Genomic DNA, 19,125 nt, shown 5'->3' with positions numbered 1-19,125 from the left:
GCGGCTACTGCTCTTCCTTCGCGGTCTTCGTGATCGACTGCGCGACCTGCCCGGGCGACTTGGAGCCCGCGATGAGCGCGGCCACGCTGTCGTTGACCTCCTGGCCGACGGCGGGCGCGTACGCCTGGTCGAGGTAGAGCTGGAAGCCGGTGGCGGCCTTCAACTGGGCCTGTACGGACTTGATGTTGGGGTCGGCGATGGCGCTCTCGGCCGCCGGGACCACGGGCAGGACACCGGTCTTCTTGACCAGCTCCAGGTCGGTGGCCTCGGACGCGAAGAACTTGAGGAAGTCGACGGCCTCCTGCGGGGCGCCCCTGCGCAGTGCGTGCCCGCCGCCTCCGCCGAACACCTCGGTGATGGCTCCCTTGCCGCCCTCGACCGCGGGGAACGGGAAGAAGCCCAGGTCCTTGCCGAGGCCCTTGCCCACGTCGGCCTGCACGGTGGGCGCCCACTGGCCCATGAGCTCCATGGCCGCCTTGCCGTTGCCGACGGCGGCGGCCTGGCCGGTGGGAGTCGAGTAGGCGGCTCCGAGGAAGCCCTTCTGGAACGGCTGCAGGGCGACGAGTTCCTTGAGGTGTTCGCCGGCCTGGAGGAAGGGGGCGCCGGTGAAGTCCTTGTCGTCGTAGGCCTTCGTCAGCGCCTCGGCCCCTGCGGTGCGCATGGCGAGGTAGGCCCAGTAGTACATGCCGGGCCACTTCTCCTTCCCGGCCAGGGCCAGGGGCGTGACCTTGGCGGCCTTCAGCTTGCGTACGGCGTCGAGGAAGCCGTCCCAGGTGGTCGGCGGCTCGGCGATGCCGGCCTTCTCGAAGAGCGCCTTGTTGTACCAGAAGCCGATCATGCCGATGTCGAACGGAATGCCGTAGGCCTGGTCGTCGAACAGGTACGGCTCCCGGGCGACCGGCAGCAGGGCGTCGCCCCACGGCTTGGTCCGGTCCGTGAGGTTCTCCACGAGGCCCGCGTCGACCTGCTGCTTCAGCACGCCGCCGCCCCACGTGTGGAAGATGTCGGGCAGCTTCCCGGAGGCGGTCAGGGCCGTCATCTTCGACTTGTAGGCGTCGTTCTCCAGCTGGACGATCTTTATCTTGACCTTGGGGTTCTGTGCCTCGAACTTCCGCGCGAGAGCGGCCCAGACGGTCTTGGACGGCTGGGTGGTGGAGATGTTCCACCATTCGATCGTGGTCGTCCCGGACGACCCCCCGTCCGAGTCCCCGCCGCATGCGGTCAGTGCCGTCATCCCCAGACCGGCCGCGGCGGAGGCCGCCAGGAAGCCGCGGCGGGACAGTGCGGGGTCGCCCATCATGCACTCCTCGAGAGTGTCGAAAGTTTCGGATCAAAATCAGAAAGCTTCGCTGCTGCCGCACCCTAGAGACAGCCGACAAACGGTGGCAACCCCTTGTACGAGGTGAATCTCTCGGTAACTTCGGAACCTGATGGAGATGCGAAACATTCGACTCACCGGACGAACGTTACGAAGTCGACTGCGCGGTGATCACACAGGGTGTCCACCACGAGTCGACCGGGAGCGCTGCCCCCATCGGGGCACAACGCCGCCCGACGCGCGCTCAGCTCGTGTTTCCGGATCCACGACCGCCCGGGCCGTCAGTCTTAACGGAAGCTTGACGCGCTCAGCCCCTTCACCCGTGGGCCACGGCGTCACGCTCCGCTTACGCTGATCGGGCCGTCCAGTGATGGCCGGAAACCACGCTGAGCCGCACGATCGGGAGCACGTCGATGGCCACCACCGAGCACCCGGCACCGAGCCGTCCGGAGCCCTTCCCACCCAGCCGTCTGCGCGCCTGGATGCTGGAAGGCCTGTCGGACATGGGCAGGGGCGGCGGCCACACCGGGCCGCATGCCGAGCCGGAGCCTCCGCACCGGGGTCAGCGCTGGTGGCGGGTGATGTGCCTGACCGGCGTCGACTACTTCTCGACCCTCGGGTACCAGCCGGGCATCGCGGCCCTGGCCGCCGGTCTGCTGTCGCCGATCGCGACCATCGTCCTGGTGGTCGTCACGCTGGCGGGCGCCCTGCCCGTCTACCGCCGCGTCGCCGAGGAGAGCCCCCACGGCGAGGGCTCGATCGCGATGCTGGAGCGGCTGCTCTCCTTCTGGCAGGGCAAGCTGTTCGTCCTGACCCTGCTGGGCTTCGCCGCGACCGACTTCCTCATCACCATCACCCTGTCGGCCGCCGACGCCTCCACCCACCTCGTGGAGAACCCGCATCTGACCGGTGTGCTGCACGACAAGCAGCTGCTGATCACCCTGGTCCTGGTGGCCCTGCTGGGCGCGGTGTTCCTCAAGGGCTTCCTGGAGGCGATCGGCGTCGCCGTCGCCCTCGTCGGCGCCTACCTCGCGCTGAACGCGGTCGTGGTGGTCGTCGGCCTCTACCACGTCATCACGGCCGGCCACGTGGTCGCCGACTGGTCGAGCGCCCTCACCGCCCAGCACAGCAACGTCTTCGCCATGATCGGCGTCGCCCTGCTCGTCTTCCCGAAGCTGGCCCTCGGCCTCTCCGGGTTCGAGACGGGCGTGGCCGTGATGCCGCACGTCAAAGGCGATGCGGGCGACACGGAGGCACGACCGGCCGGGCGCATCCGTGACACGAAGAAGCTGCTCACCACGGCCGCTCTGATCATGAGCGTCTTCCTGATCACCACCAGCTTCATCACCACCCTCCTCATCCCGGAGAAGGAGTTCGAGGCGGGCGGCCAGGCCAACGGGCGTGCGCTCGCCTACCTGGCGCACCACTACCTCGGCAACACCTTCGGCACCGTCTACGACGTCTCGACGATCGCCATCCTCTGGTTCGCCGGTGCTTCCGCCATGGCCGGTCTGCTCAATCTGATGCCGCGCTACCTCCCCCGCTACGGCATGGCCCCGCACTGGGCCCGCGCGGTCCGGCCCATGGTCATCGTCTTCACGCTGATCGCCTTCCTGGTCACCTGGATCTTCGACGCCGACGTCAATGCCCAGGGCGGCGCCTACGCCACCGGTGTGCTGGTCCTCATCAGCTCGGCGGCGATCGCGGTGACCATCGCCGCCCGCAAGGCCCGGCAGCGCAACTGGACGATCGCCTTCGCGGTGATCTCCGCGGTGTTCCTGTACACGACCGTGCTCAACGTCATCGAGCGCCCGGACGGCGTGAAGATCGGCGCCTGCTTCATCGCCGGCATCATCCTGGTCTCCCTGTTGTCACGCCTGGCCCGGGCGTTCGAGCTGCGCGTGACCAGCGTGACGCTGGACGACATGGCGGAGCGCTTCGTCCGGGACATGGCCAGTCGCCGGCTGCGGTTCATCGCCAACGAGCCCGACCGGCGCGACATCGCCGAGTACCGCGACAAGATCGAACAGATCCGGCACGACAACGACGTACCCGGCCAGGAGGACTTCGTCTTCGTCGAGGTGACGGTGACCGACCCGTCCGAGTTCGAGGCGGGCCTGACCGTGCGCGGTGAGGTGCTGCACGGCCGCTACCGTGTCCTGACCCTGGAGTCGTCCTCGATCCCCAACGCCCTGGCCGCGCTGCTGCTGCACGTCCGCGACGCGACCGACCGGACCCCGCACATCTACTTCGAGTGGACCGAGGGCGGGCCCTTCGCCAACTTCCTGCGCTTCTTCCTGTTCGGCCAGGGCGAGGTAGCCCCGGTGACCCGCGAGGTCCTGCGCGAGGCGGAGCCGGACCGGAAACGGCGGCCGAGGGTGCACGTGGGGTGATCGGGCCCGTCGGCTGCGAGGGCTGCCGCGGCCGCCAGCGGCTGTTGTATGCGATCAGGCGCCATGGCACGTCACGCCCCACGGCCGGCCCCGCATCCCCAGCCGCCCTCCCCCGCCCCTATCGTGACCGGCATGCAGTCCTACACGATCGGCCAGGCAGCACGGCTGCTCGGCGTCAGCCCGGACACCGCCCGCCGCTGGGCCGACGCGGGCCGCATCACGACCCACCGCGACGAGACCGGACGCCGTCTCATCGCCGGGCGGGACCTGGCCGCCTTCTCGGTCGAGCTCGCCCGGTCCGGCGCCGCCGAGGAGGACACCCCGTACACCTCGGCCCGCAACGCCTTTCCCGGCATCGTCACCGCGATCAAACTCGGCGATGTCGCCGCCCAGGTCGAGATCCAGGCCGGCCCGCACCGGCTGGTCTCACTGCTCACCCGCGAGGCGGTGGAGGAACTGGGCCTGGAGGTCGGCATGGAGGCGACGGCCCGCGTGAAGTCGACGAACGTCCACATCGACCGCGTTTGAGCCCGGCACGGCAGGGCGGGGCGACGCACAGCCACACCTACCGTCCCGATCCGCCGGCCGGGGCTACCGTGCACCCATGAGCCTGAGCATCCGCAACCAGCTCCCCGGCACCGTCACGGCTGTCACCTCCGGCGAGGCCATGGCGACGGTCAGGATCCGCCTCACCGGCGGCCAGGACCTCACCGCGGCTGTCACCCGCGAGGCAGCGGAGGACCTCCGTCTCGCCCCGGGCACCGCCGTGCGCGCCCTGCTGAAGTCGACGGAGGTCTCCGTGGCCACCGCGCCCGTCGAGGGCCTGTCGATCCGCAATCAGCTCCCCGGTACGGTCACGGACCTCGCAGCAGGCGAGGCGATGGTGTCGGTCCGGCTCACCATCGAGGGCGGCGAGCTGACCTCCGCGATCACCAGGGACGCCGCGGAGGATCTGGCCCTGTCGCCCGGGACCCCGGTCGTGGCTCTGATCAAGGCGACCGAGGTGTCACTCGCCACCGCATGACAGGGCGGCGAACGGCAGGAGGGGCCCCGCATCGCGGAGCCCCTCCCCCTTGTCACCGGTCGGCCGATCAGTCCTCGTACGCGTCCAGCGGCGGGCAGGAGCACACCAGGTTCCGGTCGCCGAAGGCCTGGTCGATGCGGCGCACCGGCGGCCAGTACTTGTCGGCGCTCGACACTCCGGCGGGGAAGACGGCCTCCTCGCGGCTGTAGGCGTGCTCCCACGCCCCGGCGAGCGCACCGGCGGTGTGCGGGGCGCCGCGCAGCGGGTTGTCCTCCGCGGGCCACTCGCCGGAGCCGACCTTCTCGATCTCCGCGCGGATGGCGATCATCGCCTCGCAGAACCGGTCCAGCTCGGTCAGGTCCTCCGACTCGGTCGGCTCGATCATCAGCGTCCCGGCCACCGGGAACGACATGGTCGGCGCGTGGAAGCCGTAGTCGATCAGCCGCTTGGCGACGTCGTCGACGCTCACGCCGGTCGCCTTGGTCAGGGGCCGCAGGTCGATGATGCACTCGTGCGCGACGAGACCGCCGGGGCCGGTGTAGAGCACCGGGTAGTGCGGCTCCAGGCGCTTGGCGATGTAGTTGGCGCTGAGCACGGCCACCTGCGTGGCCCGCTTCAGCCCCTCGCCGCCCATCAGCCGGACGTACGCCCACGAGATGGGCAGGATGCCGGCGGAGCCCCACGGAGCGGCCGAGATGGGACCGACGCCCGTCTCCGGGCCCGCCTCGGGCTGCAGCGGGTGGTTGGGCAGGTAGGGCGCGAGGTGCTCGCGCACCGCGACCGGGCCGACGCCGGGGCCGCCGCCGCCGTGCGGGATGCAGAAGGTCTTGTGCAGGTTCAGGTGCGAGACGTCGCCGCCGAAGTGCCCGGGCTTGGCGAGCCCGACCAGCGCGTTGAGGTTGGCCCCGTCGACGTAGACCTGCCCGCCCGCCTCGTGGACCTGCGCGCAGATCTCGGAGACGTGCTCCTCGAACACGCCGTGGGTGGACGGGTACGTGATCATCAGTACGGCGAGTTCGTCGCGGTACTGCTCGATCTTGGCCCGCAGGTCCGCGACGTCGATCTCGCCGTCGTCGGCGGTCTTCACGACGACGACCTTCATGCCGGCCATGACCGCGCTGGCCGCGTTGGTGCCGTGCGCGGACGACGGGATCAGGCAGACGGTGCGCTGCTCGTCCCCGTTGGCCCGGTGATACCCGCGGACGGCGAGCAGACCGGCCAGCTCGCCCTGCGACCCGGCGTTCGGCTGGAGGGACACCTTGTCGTAGCCGGTGACCTCGGCGAGCCGGTCCTCCAGCTCGTGGATGAGGGTGAGGTAGCCGCCGGCCTGCTCGGCGGGCGCGAAGGGGTGCAGCTGCCCGAACTCGGGCCAGGTGACCGGCTCCATCTCGGTGGTCGCGTTGAGCTTCATGGTGCAGGAGCCCAGCGGGATCATGCCCCGGTCGAGCGCGTAGTCGCGGTCGGCCAGCTTGCGCAGGTAGCGCAGCATGGCGGTCTCGGAGCGGTGCTGGTGGAAGACGGGGTGGCTCATGTAGTCGTCGGTGCGCAGCAGCGCACCGGCAAGACCGTCCTCGGCGGCCGCGTCGAGCGCCTCGACGACGCCCTCGACGCCGAAGGCCGCCCACACGGCACGCAGCTGGGCGCGGGTGGTGGTCTCGTCGCAGGCGATGGAGACGTGGTCGGCGTCAACGAGACGCAGGTTGACGCCGTTGTCCCGGGCGGCGGCCACGACCTCGGCGGCCCGTCCCTCGACTCGCACGGTCACGGTGTCGAAGTAGGAGCCGTGCACGACCTCGACCCCGCCGTTCGCGAGCCCGGCGGCGAGGACCGTGGCGTACCGGTGGGTGCGCCGCGCGATGCCCTTCAGGCCTTCCGGGCCGTGGTAGACGGCGTACATGCCGGCCATGACGGCGAGCAGGACCTGAGCGGTGCAGATGTTGCTGGTGGCCTTCTCGCGGCGGATGTGCTGCTCACGCGTCTGCAGGGCCAGCCGGTAGGCCTTGTTGCCGTCGGCGTCCACGGACACGCCGACGAGCCGCCCGGGCAGGCTGCGCGCCATCTTGTCCTGGACCGCCATGTAGCCGGCGTGCGGTCCGCCGAAGCCCATGGGGACGCCGAAGCGCTGCGTCGTGCCGACGGCGATGTCCGCCCCGAGCTCACCGGGCGACTTCAGCAGGGTCAGCGCGAGCAGGTCGGCGGCGACGGTGACGAGTGCCCCGAGCTCGTGCGCCCGGTCGATGACGGGCTTGATGTCCCGCACGGCACCGGAGGCGCCCGGGTACTGCAGCAGTACGCCGTTGATCTCACGCTCGGCGATCCCGTCGGGGATGCCCTCGCTGAGGTCGGCGACGACGACCTCGACCCCTGCGGGCTCGGCGCGGGTCTGGATCACGGCGACGGTCTGCGGCAGCGTGTCCGCGTCGACCAGGAACAGGCCCTTCTTGTTCTTGCCGAGCCGCCGCGACAGCGCCATGGCCTCGGCGGCCGCGGTGCCCTCGTCGAGCAGGGAGGCGCCCGAGGTCGGCAGGCCGGTCAGGTCGGCAACCATGGTCTGGAAGTTGAGCAGCGCCTCGAGCCGGCCCTGCGAGATCTCCGGCTGGTAGGGCGTGTAGGCCGTGTACCAGGCCGGGTTCTCCATGACGTTGCGCATGATCACCGGCGGAGTGAACGTGCCGTAGTAGCCGAGGCCGATCATGGAGCCGAGGACCTGGTTGCGGTCGGCGAGGGAGCGCAGCTCGGCGATCACTTCTGCCTCGCTGCGGGCGCCGGGCAGATCCAGTGCCTCGGCGCTCTTGATCACGGCCGGGACGGCGGCGGCGGTCAGCTCGTCCAGCGAGCCGTAGCCGATGTGCGCGAGCATCTTGGCGCAGGCCTCGTGGTCGGGGCCGATGTGGCGCTGCTCGAAGGGGACTGCCTCTTCGAGCTCGGAGAGCGGAATGCGGTGGGCGGTCATTACGGAGGCCTCCTGGTCGACACGACCTGCGAGGGGCACCACGGCACGGGTACCCGGACGGCCTCCCCCTCTGTCATCTCAACCTGAGAGCTTCACCGGATCGCCCGAAGGCCTCCGGCTTTCACCGTCGGTGAGAGCGGAAGCCGTCGACACCCGCCCTGCTTTCCAGAGTGACCTCGTCCGTGCGGTACGTGTGCCTGAGAGATTCCGGGGAGGATTTGCTCCTTCGGCGCCTCCGATGGTGTCTGGAGGACTCTCCCGCACGGGGTCAGCAGCCGCTGCCAGCGTACCAGCGAGGTTCACGCACGGACCTTCGAGTGGCCACATCCCCGCTTGTACCGTTTTGTTGTGTTTACGGATGAGGTGCGACCATGTGGAGGGCCCGTGCGAACCGATATCGATCCGCGCAACCTGATCGGCCGCAAGGCGTTCGACCGCAACGGGACCAGGATCGGCACCATCGACGAGGTCTACCTCGACGACGCCACCGGCGAGCCGGAGTGGGCGGCCATACGGACCGGCCTGTTCAGCAGGGACGCCTTCGTCCCCCTGGAGCCCAGCGAACTGATCGAGGGTGCCCTCCACGTCCCCTTCGAACGGGCCCTGATCAAGGACGCCCCGGACTTCGGCGTGGGCCGCCACCTCTCCCCCGAGCAGGAACTGCAGCTCTACCACCACTACGGTCTCGACGTCGCCGCCCCGCCCCCGCTCCCGGACCACGACTTCGGCAAGCTCGCGGGCACCGACGAAACGGCCTGATGTTCCACCTCAGCGGCCGGACCCCTCTCTTCCGCTAACACCAGAGGCAGCGGATCCGCCGCTTCCAGATCCGGATCGTCGATGCGGAAGGTCCGCACCCGCCCGGGCTCCGAGTCGGGCGTCTCGAACCGTACGGTGACCCGCCCCAGACCGCTGCCCTGCACCCAGCCGTGCCCGAACTCGGCGTGCCGCACGTCGTGCCCGGCGGGCCAGCGCCGCTCGGCGAGCGAGGGCTGCTCCTCGACCGGTGACACGGGCTGCTCCTCGACCGGGCCCTCTTCGACCGCCCGCTCCCCCGCCGCCTGGGCGAACAGGTCCTCCTGCGTGTAGTCGGCGAGCCCGCTGACCCCCACCCCGAGCAGCCGCACCCCGCCGGTCGTGTCGACCGAGTCCAGCAGTCTGGCCGCCGCCTCGCGGACCACCGCGGGGTCGTCCGTGGGCCCGCGCAGCGTCTCCGAGCGGGTCAGCGTCGAGAAGTCGTACCGTCGCACCTTCAGCACGATCGTCCGCCCGGAGAGCCCGGCCCCGCGCAGTCTCCGCACGCACCGCTCGGCGAGCCGCTGCACCTCCAGCCCGACCCGCGTGCGGTCGTGGATGTCCACGTCGTAGGTGTCCTCGACCGACACCGACTTCGCCTCGCGCTCCGCCACCACGGGCCGGTCGTCCCGCGCCAGCGCCATGGCGTAGAGGCCATGCCCGTGTGCCTTGCCCAGCAGCCGGACCAGTTCGTCCTCGCCCGCCTCGACGATCTCCCCGACCGTGGTGATCCCGGCCCGCCTCAGATGGTCGCCCGTCGCCGGCCCCACCCCCGGCAGGATCCGCACCGGCATCGGCCCGAGCATCGCCCGCTCGGTCCCCGGCTCTATGACCACCAGCCCGTCCGGCTTGGCCTCCTCCGAGGCGATCTTGGCGAGCATCTTGGAGGCGGCGAGCCCCACCGACCCCGTGAGCCCCGTCACGGCACGGATGTCCGCGCGCAGCTTCACCCCGGCCAGCCGTGCCGACCGCTCGTCCCACGCCACTCCGCCGGCCTCCAGGTCCACGAACGCCTCGTCCAGGCTCAGCGGCTCCACCAGCGGCGACAGCGCGCGCAGCAGCTCCATGACCCGCTCACTGATCGAACGGTAGAGAGGGAAGCGCGGCACGAGATACGCGGCGTTCGGCGCGAGCCGCCGGGCCTGCCCCATGGGCATCGCCGAATGCACCCCGAAGACCCGCGCTTCGTACGACGCGGTCGCCACCACGCCCCGCGGCCCGAGCCCGCCCACCACCACGGCCTTCCCGCGCAGACTCGGCTTGGACGCCTGCTCCACCGAGGCGTAGAAGGCATCCATGTCGAGATGCAGGATCGTGGGCGAGGTTCTCACACTCCCGATGCTGCCCTACGCCACTGACAACGCCCTGCCCGGCCGGTCGGAACACCCCGCCGCAAACCGCTCACGGCCCGGGCGACGACCGCCGGCAGAGCCCGCTCGCCACCGTGAGGCAACCGTCCAGGCGAACCGCTCACCCCTCGGCACCTTCTCTTCGTCCCAGCAGAAAACCCTCCTGCGGGAAAGCGCTTACGGCCCGGCGCGGAAACGTCCGGTCTCCTTCGGCCACGTAGGCCCCCTGCCGGAGGACGGCTCAGACGGCCCGGTTCCGTCGGCGTGCCAGCTCGTCCGCCGGGTTGGGCCCGACCAGGGTCTCGCCGGTGTCGATCCGCTCGCCGTGCAGCTGGGACAGCGCGCTCTCGACGTCCCGCCACACCACCCCGACGGCGATCCCGAAGACCCCCTGACCACCCTGGAGCAGGGCATGGACCTCGTCGGGCGAGGTGCACTCGTAGACCGTCGCACCGTCACTCATCAGCGTCATGCGCTCGAGGTCGCTGAAACCGCGTTCCCTGAGGTGCTGGACGGCGGTGCGGATGTTCTGCAGCGACACCCCGGTGTCCAGGAACCGCTTGACGATCTTCAGGACGACCACGTCCCGGAAGCTGTACAGCCGCTGCGTCCCGGACCCGTAGGCGGGACGCACACTCGGCTCGACGAGCCCGGTGCGGGCCCAGTAGTCCAACTGCCGGTAGGTGATGCCGGCGGCCGCACAAGCCGTGGGACCGCGATAGCCGATCTGCTCGGACGCCATGGACGCCGCCCCTCCGCTGCTCGGCACCGCTGTCGGTCGCTGCGGAACGTGGTCGGCCCCACCACCTGGCTGGGGGCATCCCCCTGCCGGGAGGGGCCGCGAGCCGGGGGGAGGGTACGGACCGCTCGCCCTGAGAATGCGCTCGGGGCCGCCCCCAGCCGTACCGTCGCCGCTGCTTCTCACGCCGACCTCCGTCCTTGACCTGCCTTCTCGACGGTAGGCAGTCACCAGGGGTGCGTCAACGATCGCCACACTCGCCACGCCGAGTGATAATCACCCTGAGAGTGGTTTCCCGTGCCCCGTCGCGGGGAAAGGCTAGCCGAATGTGCCTCGAACAGCCTGCGTGACGCTCTCACACGCCACCGGCACATGCGGGCATTTCACCCGTCACACGGCGGGCGGCCCTGCCGCGGACCACGTCGTCCGCCGGGCCGCCCACACGCTTCTCAGGCCGCTGCCCCTCCCGAGGAACTCACTGGCTGCTGCTGCCGAAGTCCTCCGGGGAAATCTGGTCGAGGAACTCGCGGAACTTCTCCACCTCGTCCTCCTGCTCGTCCGGGATCGCGATACCCGCGTCGTCGAGCACCGTGTCACTGCCGTAGATCGGCGTCCCGGTGCGCAGAGCGAGTGCTATGGCGTCGGACGGGCGGGCACTCACCTCGACGCCACTGGCGAAGACCAGTTCCGCGTAGAAGACGCCCTCACGCAGGTCCGTGATGCGCACTTCCGTGAGCTCCTGGCCGACGGCTTCCAGCACGTCCTTGAAGAGGTCGTGTGTCAGCGGCCGCGCGGGAGCCATGCCCTGCTGGGCGAAGGCGATCGCCGTCGCCTCCCCCGGTCCGATCCAGATGGGGAGGTAACGGTCGCCTCCCACTTCACGCAGCAGCACGATCGGTTGGTTGGAGGGCATTTCGACCCGGACACCTACGACATCGAGCTCGTTCACACAGCAACCCTAGGCCGTGCCCGGGATGTTTGGGTAGTCGGGCCGGGATCGGGCGCCTGATCCGGCCCCCGAGCGCCTGCCCGTCTCAGGGCAGCCGCACTCCGAGCGCCCTCTGCACCAGCGCGGCGTGCAGCTTCACCGTGAGCCCCGCCAGCTCCTTGGCGCGGGCCTCGGCATGAGCCCTGGTCTGCGGGTTCCGGTGCCGCTTCAGCGGCGCCACCACCTGGTCCACGAGCCCGGCCTCCCGGTCGGCGGCGGCCTTCATCACCCGCAGGTGCCGCGGCTCGATCCCGAACCGACCGAGCTCCACCACGAGCAGGGCGACGGTGACCGCCTCGGCGTCGTAGGCCCCGTCCTCCAGCGGGGTGAGGAGCCCGTAGGCCTCCCACTCCGCGAGCTCCCTCTCGTCCACGCCGACGGCCGTGAGCAGCTCGTCCCGCCCGATCCTGGCCGCTGTGGGCGGCTCCGGCGGCTCCGGCGCGGATTCGCCGTCCCGCTGACGGCCCACGACCGGCAGCTGCACGGCGTCACCACGCTCCACGGCCTCCAGATGCTCCCGGATCACCTTCAGGGGCAGGTAATGGTCCCGCTGCATCCGCAGGACGCGTCCGAGGCGCTCGACGTCATGGGCGCTGAACTTGCGGTACCCCGAGGGGGTCCGCTGCGGCTCGATGAGCCCTTCCGACTCCAGGAAGCGGATCTTGGAGATGGTCACTTCGGGAAACTCACCGCGCAGCGCGTTCAGCACGGCGCCGATGCTCATCAGCCCACTGTCCGTGGCGGCGGTGCCGTGTCCGGCACCGCCGCTCGGTGTATGAAGCATGGACCTTCCCTGACGGATGGACCTTCGCTGGGTCTGCCCGGACGCTGCCGGTCAGTAGCCCCGCTGGCTGGCGTAGAAGACCAGCCGGTACTTGCCGATCTGCACCTCGTCGCCGTTGGTCAGGGCGACCTGGTCGATCCGCTCCCGGTTCACGTACGTGCCGTTCAGGCTGCCCACGTCGGCCACCGTGAAGGAGCCGTCCTGGGCCCGGCGGAACTCCACGTGCCGCCGGGAGACCGTCACATCGTCCAGGAAGATGTCGCTCTGCGGGTGCCGGCCGGCCGTGGTCAGGTCACCGTCCAGCAGGAAGCGGCTGCCCGAGTTCGGCCCCCGGCGCACGACCAGGAGCGCGGAACCGAGCGGCAGCGCGTCGACGGCGGCCTGCGCCTCCGGAGACAGGGTCGGCATCGGCGTCTGACCGGTGGTCTCGCTGTCGTAGGCCTCGAGACCGGAGATGGAGATCGTGGAGGTCGTCTCGGACGGACGCTCCGGTGCCGCCCCCGCCCGCAGCGGCGCGCCGCAGTTGGAGCAGAAACGGCTGTTCTCCGCGTTGCGGTTACCGCACCTCGTACACACCAGGGCCGACATCGGATCCTCCTGCCGCGGCTGCCCCACGGGGGCGTTGGACGCGTACGGGTCGGAAAACCCTCCACCCGCACTTGAGGTTGACGGCTGCCCGAAACCTATGCCGCCGGACTGTGCAGGGTCAACCGACGGCGCGCCCTGACCACCGGAAACATCGCCACCCGGGCCGCCGACCTGGTCCCGGAACAGCGGCCGCTGACCCTCCGCGTCAGGCTGTGCGCGATGACGAGCGGTCGCATTGTCGCTGCCCTCTCGCGCGCTCTTGCCGAACAACTTCGCAAACAACTTCACGGGCGATTCCCCTTGACCGAAACAGACCCGCCCGTGGGGCAGGACGAACCCTGACTGAACACTCTGGCCGACCCGGACATCCTGACAACGTCCGTCTGCACCAGACAGTTTCCACCACGCACCGCCCATTCGGTGCGCCGACCCCCCGCAACCTCATGCCCTCGCCGAACGCCGCCCATGCACCCCCTGTTCACTGCGAGGACGACCGAGCGTAGTCAGGCCGCTTCGCTGCTCGCAAGGCGTCCACGACGATGTCCGTCGACCGCTCGATCGTGACGGTGGCCTGTTCCTTCTCGAGGGTCTGCACCACGCCTCCCGGGATGTTGAGCGCCGGCTCGAGGTCCTGCGGCTTGCCGATGACCTTGAAACGATAGGGCGCGTTGATCTTGTTCCCGTCGACGCCCACGCCCTTGCCCGAGTCCGTGAGATACGTACCCGCGACCACCCGAACACCGTTGACCTGGATCGCCTCGGCACCCGCCGCACGCAGCTCCTGGATCGCGTCGAGCAGCATGTCCGCCTCGACCGTCCCCTTCGTGTCCTGGATCGTCATGGTGATGCCGGGCCCCTGCGCGGCCACCGTGCCCGCCAGGATGCCGAGCTGCCTCTCCTTCTCGACCGTCTGCTTCCGGGCCTCCTCAGCCTGGTCGGAGCTGTTCTCCAGCTCGTCGCGCTGCTTCTCGAGACCCTGCTTCTCGTCCTCAAGACGTTGCGTACGGTCATCCAGTTCATCGAGGATGCGGACAAGATCTTCCTGTCGCGCCCCGCGCAGCGCGTTGTCGCTGTCGCTGTTCGACGCCACCTGCACCGCAAGACCGAACCCCAGACCGAACAGCAGCACCGCGACGATGAGTTGGGCCCGGGTCACGCGCGGCGGCCACACCCCCTGCGCCAGCCGCTGCCGCCCGGTCAGCCGCGGCTCGGGGTCCGGCTGCGGTTCCGGTGCCTGCTCGGGCAACGGCTCCGGCTCCACCGGGGCCGCCCCGGCCGCTGGCGCCTCCGCGGGTCCGGCCCCGGGGACCTCCTGGGGCAGCTCCTTGCGCAGCCTGTTCCCGGACTCGCCGCTGCCGTCGCGCGTGTCGCCCTGCCCCGCGGCGATGTCGGCGGGCTTGGCGGGCTTCTCGTCGTGCTCGCTCATCGGCCTCACGCCCGGAACACGTGCCGGCGGATCGCCGCGGCGTTGGAGAAGATCCGGATGCCGAGGACGACCACCACACCGGTGGACAGCTGCGCACCCACACCCAGCTTGTCGCCCAGGAACACGATCAAAGCGGCCACGACCACGTTCGACAGGAACGACACCACGAACACCTTGTCGTCGAAGATCCCGTCGAGCATGGCCCGCAGACCCCCGAAGACAGCGTCCAGAGCCGCCACGACGGCGATCGGCAAATACGGCTCGACCACCGCCGGAACCTCAGGCCGGACCAACAGCCCGGCCACGACTCCCACCACGAGGCCCAGTACGGCGATCACGATGTGCCCTTCTCGCTCTTCTCAATGCTCGGCTGTGCTGTTCGTACGATCACACTCGGTGCGGCAGGCAGCCGGAGGTCGTCCTCCACCGAGATGCCTGTCCTGATGCCGTAGCTCTCCTGCAGCGCGTTGAGGTACAACCCGTCCGCGCTGTCCTGGAAGCGTGTGCTCAGCCGCTGCCCGTCCCCCACCGCGAGCACCGTGTACGGCGGCACCAGCGGCTTGTTGTCGACCAGTATGGCGTCCCCGGCGGCCCTGATCGCGGACAGCGCCGTCAGCCGCTGCCCGTTGATGGAGACGGCCTCGGCACCCGACTCCCACAGCCCGTTGACGACACGCTGCATGTCCCGGTCACGCACGCGGCCGGTGTCGGAGAAGCCGGACGTCTCCCGCGGGTTGCCATCGCCTCCGGAGGCGGCTTCCTTGGCGTCGTTCACGACGAGCTTCACACCGGGCCCGTGCACCGCGACCGCCCCCGACAGGATGCCCGCCAGGTCGGATTCCCCGCCGCCGCTGTGCTTCAGTGCCTCGCGCTGTCGTGCGCCCACGTCCGCGCGCAGTTCGTCGACGGTGTCCGCCAGCTTGTCCGCCGCCTCGGTCTCCCGGTCGATGCGATCGACCAGCTCTTCCCGCTCCTTGGCGACCACCGGAGCCGCGACCCTCGCCTGCGCCGCCCCGACGGTCACCACGAGGGCCGCGAGCACCAGTCCGGCTGCGAGCCCCAGCTTCGCCCTGAGCGTCTTCGGCATGCCGCTGTCACCCGCGGCCTTCTTCCGCGCGGCCGCCTCGGCGTATCCGTCATCGAGGCTGTGGTCCATGACGTTGGTGAGCAACGACATGGACGCATCCGGGCGCCGGGGCCGCGCGGGTGTGCTCCGAATGGGGGGTTGCTGCGGCATGCCGCACATCGTCGCACGTCGCGAGCACTACCTCCGAACGGGGCCACCGGCGTGCCGGACAGGCCCCGTTGGGGGCCACGTGTCCGGCACGCACGCGTCCAGCCCGTTCTACCGGCCGGCGCTGTCCACGACCGCCGACCATTCATCCAGCAGGGCCTGCGCGGAGGCGTCGTCCGGCCCCTCGGCCCACAGGTGGGTGACGGCCTCGGCCGGGTCGGGCAGCACCATCACCCAGCGGCCGTCGGTCTCCACCACACGCACACCGTCCGTGGTGTCCACGAAGCGATCTCCGGCCGCTTCGACGACCCGGCGCATCACCAGCCCCTTGACGGCCCACGGGGTCGCCAGATCACGCTTCAGGACGTGCGCCCGCGGGATCCTCGCGTCGATCTGGCTGAGCGTGAGCTGCGTCCGCGCCACGAGCCCGATGAGCCGTACGAAGGCCGCGGTGGCGTCGTACACGCTGCTGAACTCGGGGACGATGAACCCGCCCTTGCCGTCACCGCCGAAGATCGTCCCTTCCTCACCGCCCACGCGTGTGAGGTCGTCGGGCGAGGTGGTCGTCCACTCGACCTGCGTCCCGTGGTACGCCGCGACCTGCTCGGCGATCCGGGTGGTGGTCACCGGCAGCGCGACCCGGCCGCTGCGCCGTTCCGCGGCGACGAGGTCGAGCATGACGAGCAGCGCCCGGTCGTCCTCGATGATCCGGCCCTTCTCGTCGACGAGCGACAACCGCTCACCGACGGGGTCGAACCGCACGCCGAACGCGGCTCCCGAGGACGCCACGATCTCCCCGAGGCGCACCATCCCCGACCGCCGCATGTCGGCCGTCTCCGTCGGCCTGGACTCGTCGAGACCGGGGTTGATCGTCAGCGAATCGACCCCGAGCTTGCCGAGGAGGCTCGGCAGGACGAGTCCGGCACTGCCGTTGGACGCGTCCACGACGACCTTCAGCCCCGACTCGGAGATGCCTGTCGTGTCGACGTTCCGCAGCAGCGACCCGGTGTACGAGTCGAAGACGCTGGCCGGGAAGTGCAGATCCCCGATCTCACCGGGGAACGCCCTTCGGTACTCCTGCCTCGCGAACACTCGGTCGAGCTTCCGCTGGCTGCCCTGTGACAGGTCCGCACCGTTCCCGTCGAAGAACATGATGTCGACGGAGTCCGGCACCCCGGGGGTGGTACGGATCATGATGCCGCCGGCACTGCCGCGCGCGGTCTGCTGCCGCGCCACGGGCAGCGGCACGTTCTCCAGGTCGCGCACGTCGATCGCGCTGGCCTGCAGTGCTGAGATCACCGCCCGCTTCAGGGCACGGGCACCACGCGAGTGGTCCCGGGCCGTGGTGACGGTCGAGCCCTTCTTCAGCGTCGTCGCATACGCGCCGGCGAGCCGCACCGCGAGTTCCGGCGTGATCTCGACGTTCAGGATGCCGGACACACCGCGGGCGCCGAAGAGATGCGCCTGGCCCCTGGACTCCCAGATCACCGAGGTGTTGACGAATGCGCCGGCCTCGATGGTCTTGAACGGGTAGACCCGCACATTGCCCTGGACGATCGATTCCTCACCGATCAGGCACTCATCACCGATGACCGCCCCGTCCTCGATCCGCGCCGCACGCATGATGTCGGTGTTCTTACCGACCACGCAGCCGCGCAGATTGCTGTGCGGCCCCACGTAGACGTTGTCGTGAACGACGGCCTTGTGCAGGAACGCGCCGCTCTTGACGACCACATTGGAGCCCACGACGGTGTGCTCGCGGATTTCGGAACCGGCCTCGACCTTGGCGTAATCGCCGATGTAGACAGGCCCGCGGAGTACGGCGTCGGGATGGACTTCCGCCCCCTCGGCGACCCACACGCCCGGGGAGATCTCGAACCCGTCGATGTCGACGTCGACCTTGCCCTCGAGGACATCGGCCTGCGCCTTCACATAGCTCTCGTGGGTGCCGACGTCCTCCCAGTAGCCCTCGGCGATGTAGCCGTAGACGGGCTTGCCTTCCTTCATCAGCTGAGGGAAGACATCACCGGACCAGTCGACGGGCACATCGGGTTCGACGTAGTCGAAGACCTCGGGCTCCATCACGTAGATGCCGGTGTTCACCGTGTCGGAGAAGACCTGGCCCCAGGTGGGCTTCTCGAGGAAGCGCTCCACCTTGCCTTCCTCGTCGACGATGGTGATACCGAATTCCAGTGGATTGGGCACACGCGTCAGACAGACGGTGACCAGCGCGCCCTTCTCCTTGTGGAAATTGATGAGCTCAGTGAGGTCGAAATCCGTCAGAGCGTCGCCGGAGATGACGAGGAAGGCATCGTCCTTCAGCGCTTCCTCGGCGTTCTTGACGCTCCCGGCGGTACCGAGTGGCTTCTCCTCATTGGCATAGGTGAGCTCCATACCCAGCTCTTCGCCGTCACCGAAGTAGTTCTTGACGAGCGAGGCCAGGAACTGGACAGTCACGACTGTTTCGTTGAGCCCATGCCTTTTGAGCAGCCGAAGAACATGCTCCATGATCGGCCGGTTGGCCACTGGCAGGAGCGGCTTGGGCATGCTTGAGGTCATAGGGCGAAGGCGCGTGCCTTCGCCTCCGGCCATCACGACGGCCTTCATGTCGGAAGCGTCCTCCTCGAAGAGACGGTCTAGCCGACTTCCCCCGTCAGGATTGTCCCGCACTTATCCGGTACAGGCCATCGCTCCGCTACGGCAGCAGGACCATCCGAGAGTTCAATCGGCTATGGCGTCCGCACGGACCAGGCGGCGGACTTGTACCACGTAGAGGACTCCTGCCCACCAGTAGAGGGTTGTACCCCATCCGGCGAACGCCCATCCGAAAATGGCAGCCAGTGACGAGATCCAGCTGCTTCCGTCACTCAGCAGAAGCAAGGGGAACGCGTACATCAGGTTGAAGGTGGCGGCCTTACCCAGGAAGTTCACCTGGGGCGGCGGATAGCCGTGCCGGCGGAGGATGCCCACCATCACCAGCAGAACCAGCTCTCGCGCGAGAAGTGCGGCGGTCAACCACAGGGGCAGGATCTCACGCCAGGTGAGGCCGACCAGGGTCGAGAGAATGTAGAGCCGATCGGCCGCGGGGTCGAGGAGCCGGCCGAGGCTGCTGATCTGGTTCCAGCGCCGCGCGAGCTTGCCGTCCAGATAGTCGCTGACGCCGCTCAGAGCGAGTACCAGAAGAGCCCAACCGTCGCTCTGGGGTCCACCGAACTCAGGGAGCAGGATCAGCCACAGGAAGACGGGTACGCCGACGAGGCGGGCCATGCTGAGGATGTTCGGGATGGTGAGCACACGGTCCGTCTGGACGCGAGTCTCCTGAACCTCCACCCGGGGGCCTCCTGTGGGAAACGTGCCAACGATGCCCCCTGACCCTACCTCAACGCAAAAAAGCTCTGGCTCTTGGGCTGTGTGCCCAAGAGCCAGAGCTGCAAAAGGAGTTCGGCGGCGTCCTACTCTCCCACAGGGTCCCCCCTGCAGTACCATCGGCGCTGTAAGGCTTAGCTTCCGGGTTCGGAATGTAACCGGGCGTTT

The 19,125-nt window shown here is 69.4% G+C and carries 16 protein-coding genes, 1 rRNA gene and 1 riboswitch; of the genes, 4 read left to right on the top strand and 13 right to left on the bottom strand.

What is annotated here, in order from left to right; all coding sequences use genetic code 11:
• Positions 1–4: 4 nt before the first annotated feature.
• Positions 5–1,297, bottom strand: coding sequence for an extracellular solute-binding protein (locus AB0B29_RS23735; RefSeq protein ID WP_362243125.1), 1,293 nt, complete (start codon positions 1,295–1,297; stop codon positions 5–7).
• Between the two features lie 434 nt (positions 1,298–1,731).
• Between AB0B29_RS23735 and AB0B29_RS23730 the strand changes: the two genes are divergently transcribed.
• The 3 genes from AB0B29_RS23730 (at position 1,732) to AB0B29_RS23720 (ending at position 4,735) form a co-directional block, all read left to right on the top strand.
• Positions 1,732–3,711, top strand: coding sequence for an amino acid transporter (locus tag AB0B29_RS23730; protein WP_362243122.1), 1,980 nt, complete (start codon positions 1,732–1,734; stop codon positions 3,709–3,711).
• A 132-nt stretch (positions 3,712–3,843) separates the two neighbouring features.
• Positions 3,844–4,239, top strand: a complete 396-nt coding sequence (locus AB0B29_RS23725; protein WP_362243119.1) for a TOBE domain-containing protein — start codon at positions 3,844–3,846, stop codon at positions 4,237–4,239.
• Between the two features lie 76 nt (positions 4,240–4,315).
• Complete coding sequence (locus tag AB0B29_RS23720; RefSeq protein WP_362243116.1) at positions 4,316–4,735, top strand: TOBE domain-containing protein; 420 nt, start codon at positions 4,316–4,318, stop codon at positions 4,733–4,735.
• Positions 4,736–4,802: 67 nt separating this feature from the next.
• Here AB0B29_RS23720 and gcvP read toward each other — a convergent pair whose 3' ends face one another.
• Entirely contained in the window at positions 4,803–7,688 is a 2,886-nt protein-coding gene (gcvP, locus tag AB0B29_RS23715) for an aminomethyl-transferring glycine dehydrogenase (protein WP_362243113.1), read from the bottom strand.
• A 175-nt stretch (positions 7,689–7,863) separates the two neighbouring features.
• A riboswitch (glycine riboswitch) is annotated at positions 7,864–7,959 on the bottom strand.
• Positions 7,960–8,072: 113 nt separating this feature from the next.
• Between gcvP and AB0B29_RS23710 the strand changes: the two genes are divergently transcribed.
• Complete coding sequence (locus AB0B29_RS23710) at positions 8,073–8,447, top strand: PRC-barrel domain-containing protein (RefSeq protein ID WP_031104789.1); 375 nt, start codon at positions 8,073–8,075, stop codon at positions 8,445–8,447.
• Here the strand turns inward: AB0B29_RS23710 and AB0B29_RS23705 are convergent.
• The 11 genes from AB0B29_RS23705 to rrf all read right to left on the bottom strand — a co-directional run.
• Positions 8,366–9,814, bottom strand: coding sequence for a DNA polymerase IV (locus tag AB0B29_RS23705; RefSeq protein WP_362243110.1), 1,449 nt, complete (start codon positions 9,812–9,814; stop codon positions 8,366–8,368). The two genes, AB0B29_RS23710 and AB0B29_RS23705, sit on opposite strands and share 82 nt — an antisense overlap.
• A 259-nt stretch (positions 9,815–10,073) precedes the next feature.
• Positions 10,074–10,757 (bottom strand): MerR family transcriptional regulator, encoded by a 684-nt coding sequence (locus AB0B29_RS23700; protein ID WP_362243107.1) that lies wholly within the window; start codon positions 10,755–10,757, stop codon positions 10,074–10,076.
• Positions 10,758–11,046: 289 nt separating this feature from the next.
• A complete protein-coding gene (locus AB0B29_RS23695; protein WP_003988851.1) occupies positions 11,047–11,520 on the bottom strand; it encodes a bifunctional nuclease family protein in 474 nt (157 codons plus the stop codon).
• A gap of 85 nt (positions 11,521–11,605) precedes the next feature.
• Positions 11,606–12,343 carry a transcriptional regulator FtsR gene (ftsR, locus tag AB0B29_RS23690; RefSeq protein WP_362243104.1) on the bottom strand — a complete coding sequence of 246 codons (738 nt, stop codon included), beginning with the start codon at positions 12,341–12,343 and terminating at the stop codon, positions 11,606–11,608.
• Between the two features lie 51 nt (positions 12,344–12,394).
• Positions 12,395–13,348, bottom strand: coding sequence for an FHA domain-containing protein (locus AB0B29_RS23685; protein ID WP_362243101.1), 954 nt, complete (start codon positions 13,346–13,348; stop codon positions 12,395–12,397).
• A 61-nt stretch (positions 13,349–13,409) separates the two neighbouring features.
• Entirely contained in the window at positions 13,410–14,357 is a 948-nt protein-coding gene (locus AB0B29_RS23680) for a DUF881 domain-containing protein (protein WP_362243099.1), read from the bottom strand.
• 5 nt (positions 14,358–14,362) lie between these two features.
• Positions 14,363–14,695, bottom strand: coding sequence for a small basic family protein (locus AB0B29_RS23675; protein ID WP_003988855.1), 333 nt, complete (start codon positions 14,693–14,695; stop codon positions 14,363–14,365).
• Positions 14,692–15,603 carry a DUF881 domain-containing protein gene (locus AB0B29_RS23670; protein WP_362243096.1) on the bottom strand — a complete coding sequence of 304 codons (912 nt, stop codon included), beginning with the start codon at positions 15,601–15,603 and terminating at the stop codon, positions 14,692–14,694. The genes AB0B29_RS23675 and AB0B29_RS23670 overlap by 4 nt, the downstream gene beginning before the upstream one ends.
• 99 nt (positions 15,604–15,702) lie before the next feature.
• A complete protein-coding gene (locus AB0B29_RS23665; RefSeq protein ID WP_362243094.1) occupies positions 15,703–18,198 on the bottom strand; it encodes a mannose-1-phosphate guanyltransferase in 2,496 nt (831 codons plus the stop codon).
• 114 nt (positions 18,199–18,312) lie between these two features.
• Positions 18,313–18,921 (bottom strand): CDP-alcohol phosphatidyltransferase family protein, encoded by a 609-nt coding sequence (locus tag AB0B29_RS23660; protein WP_053674126.1) that lies wholly within the window; start codon positions 18,919–18,921, stop codon positions 18,313–18,315.
• A gap of 109 nt (positions 18,922–19,030) precedes the next feature.
• A 5S ribosomal RNA gene (gene rrf, locus AB0B29_RS23655) occupies positions 19,031–19,125 on the bottom strand; the annotation flags it as partial.

This window comes from Streptomyces tibetensis, assembly GCF_040647715.1.
Taxonomy (GTDB): Bacteria; Actinomycetota; Actinomycetes; order Streptomycetales; family Streptomycetaceae; genus Streptomyces; species Streptomyces tibetensis_A.
The sequence above is the reverse complement of the archived record's forward strand: the minus strand, read 5'-3'. Positions and strand labels throughout refer to the sequence as shown.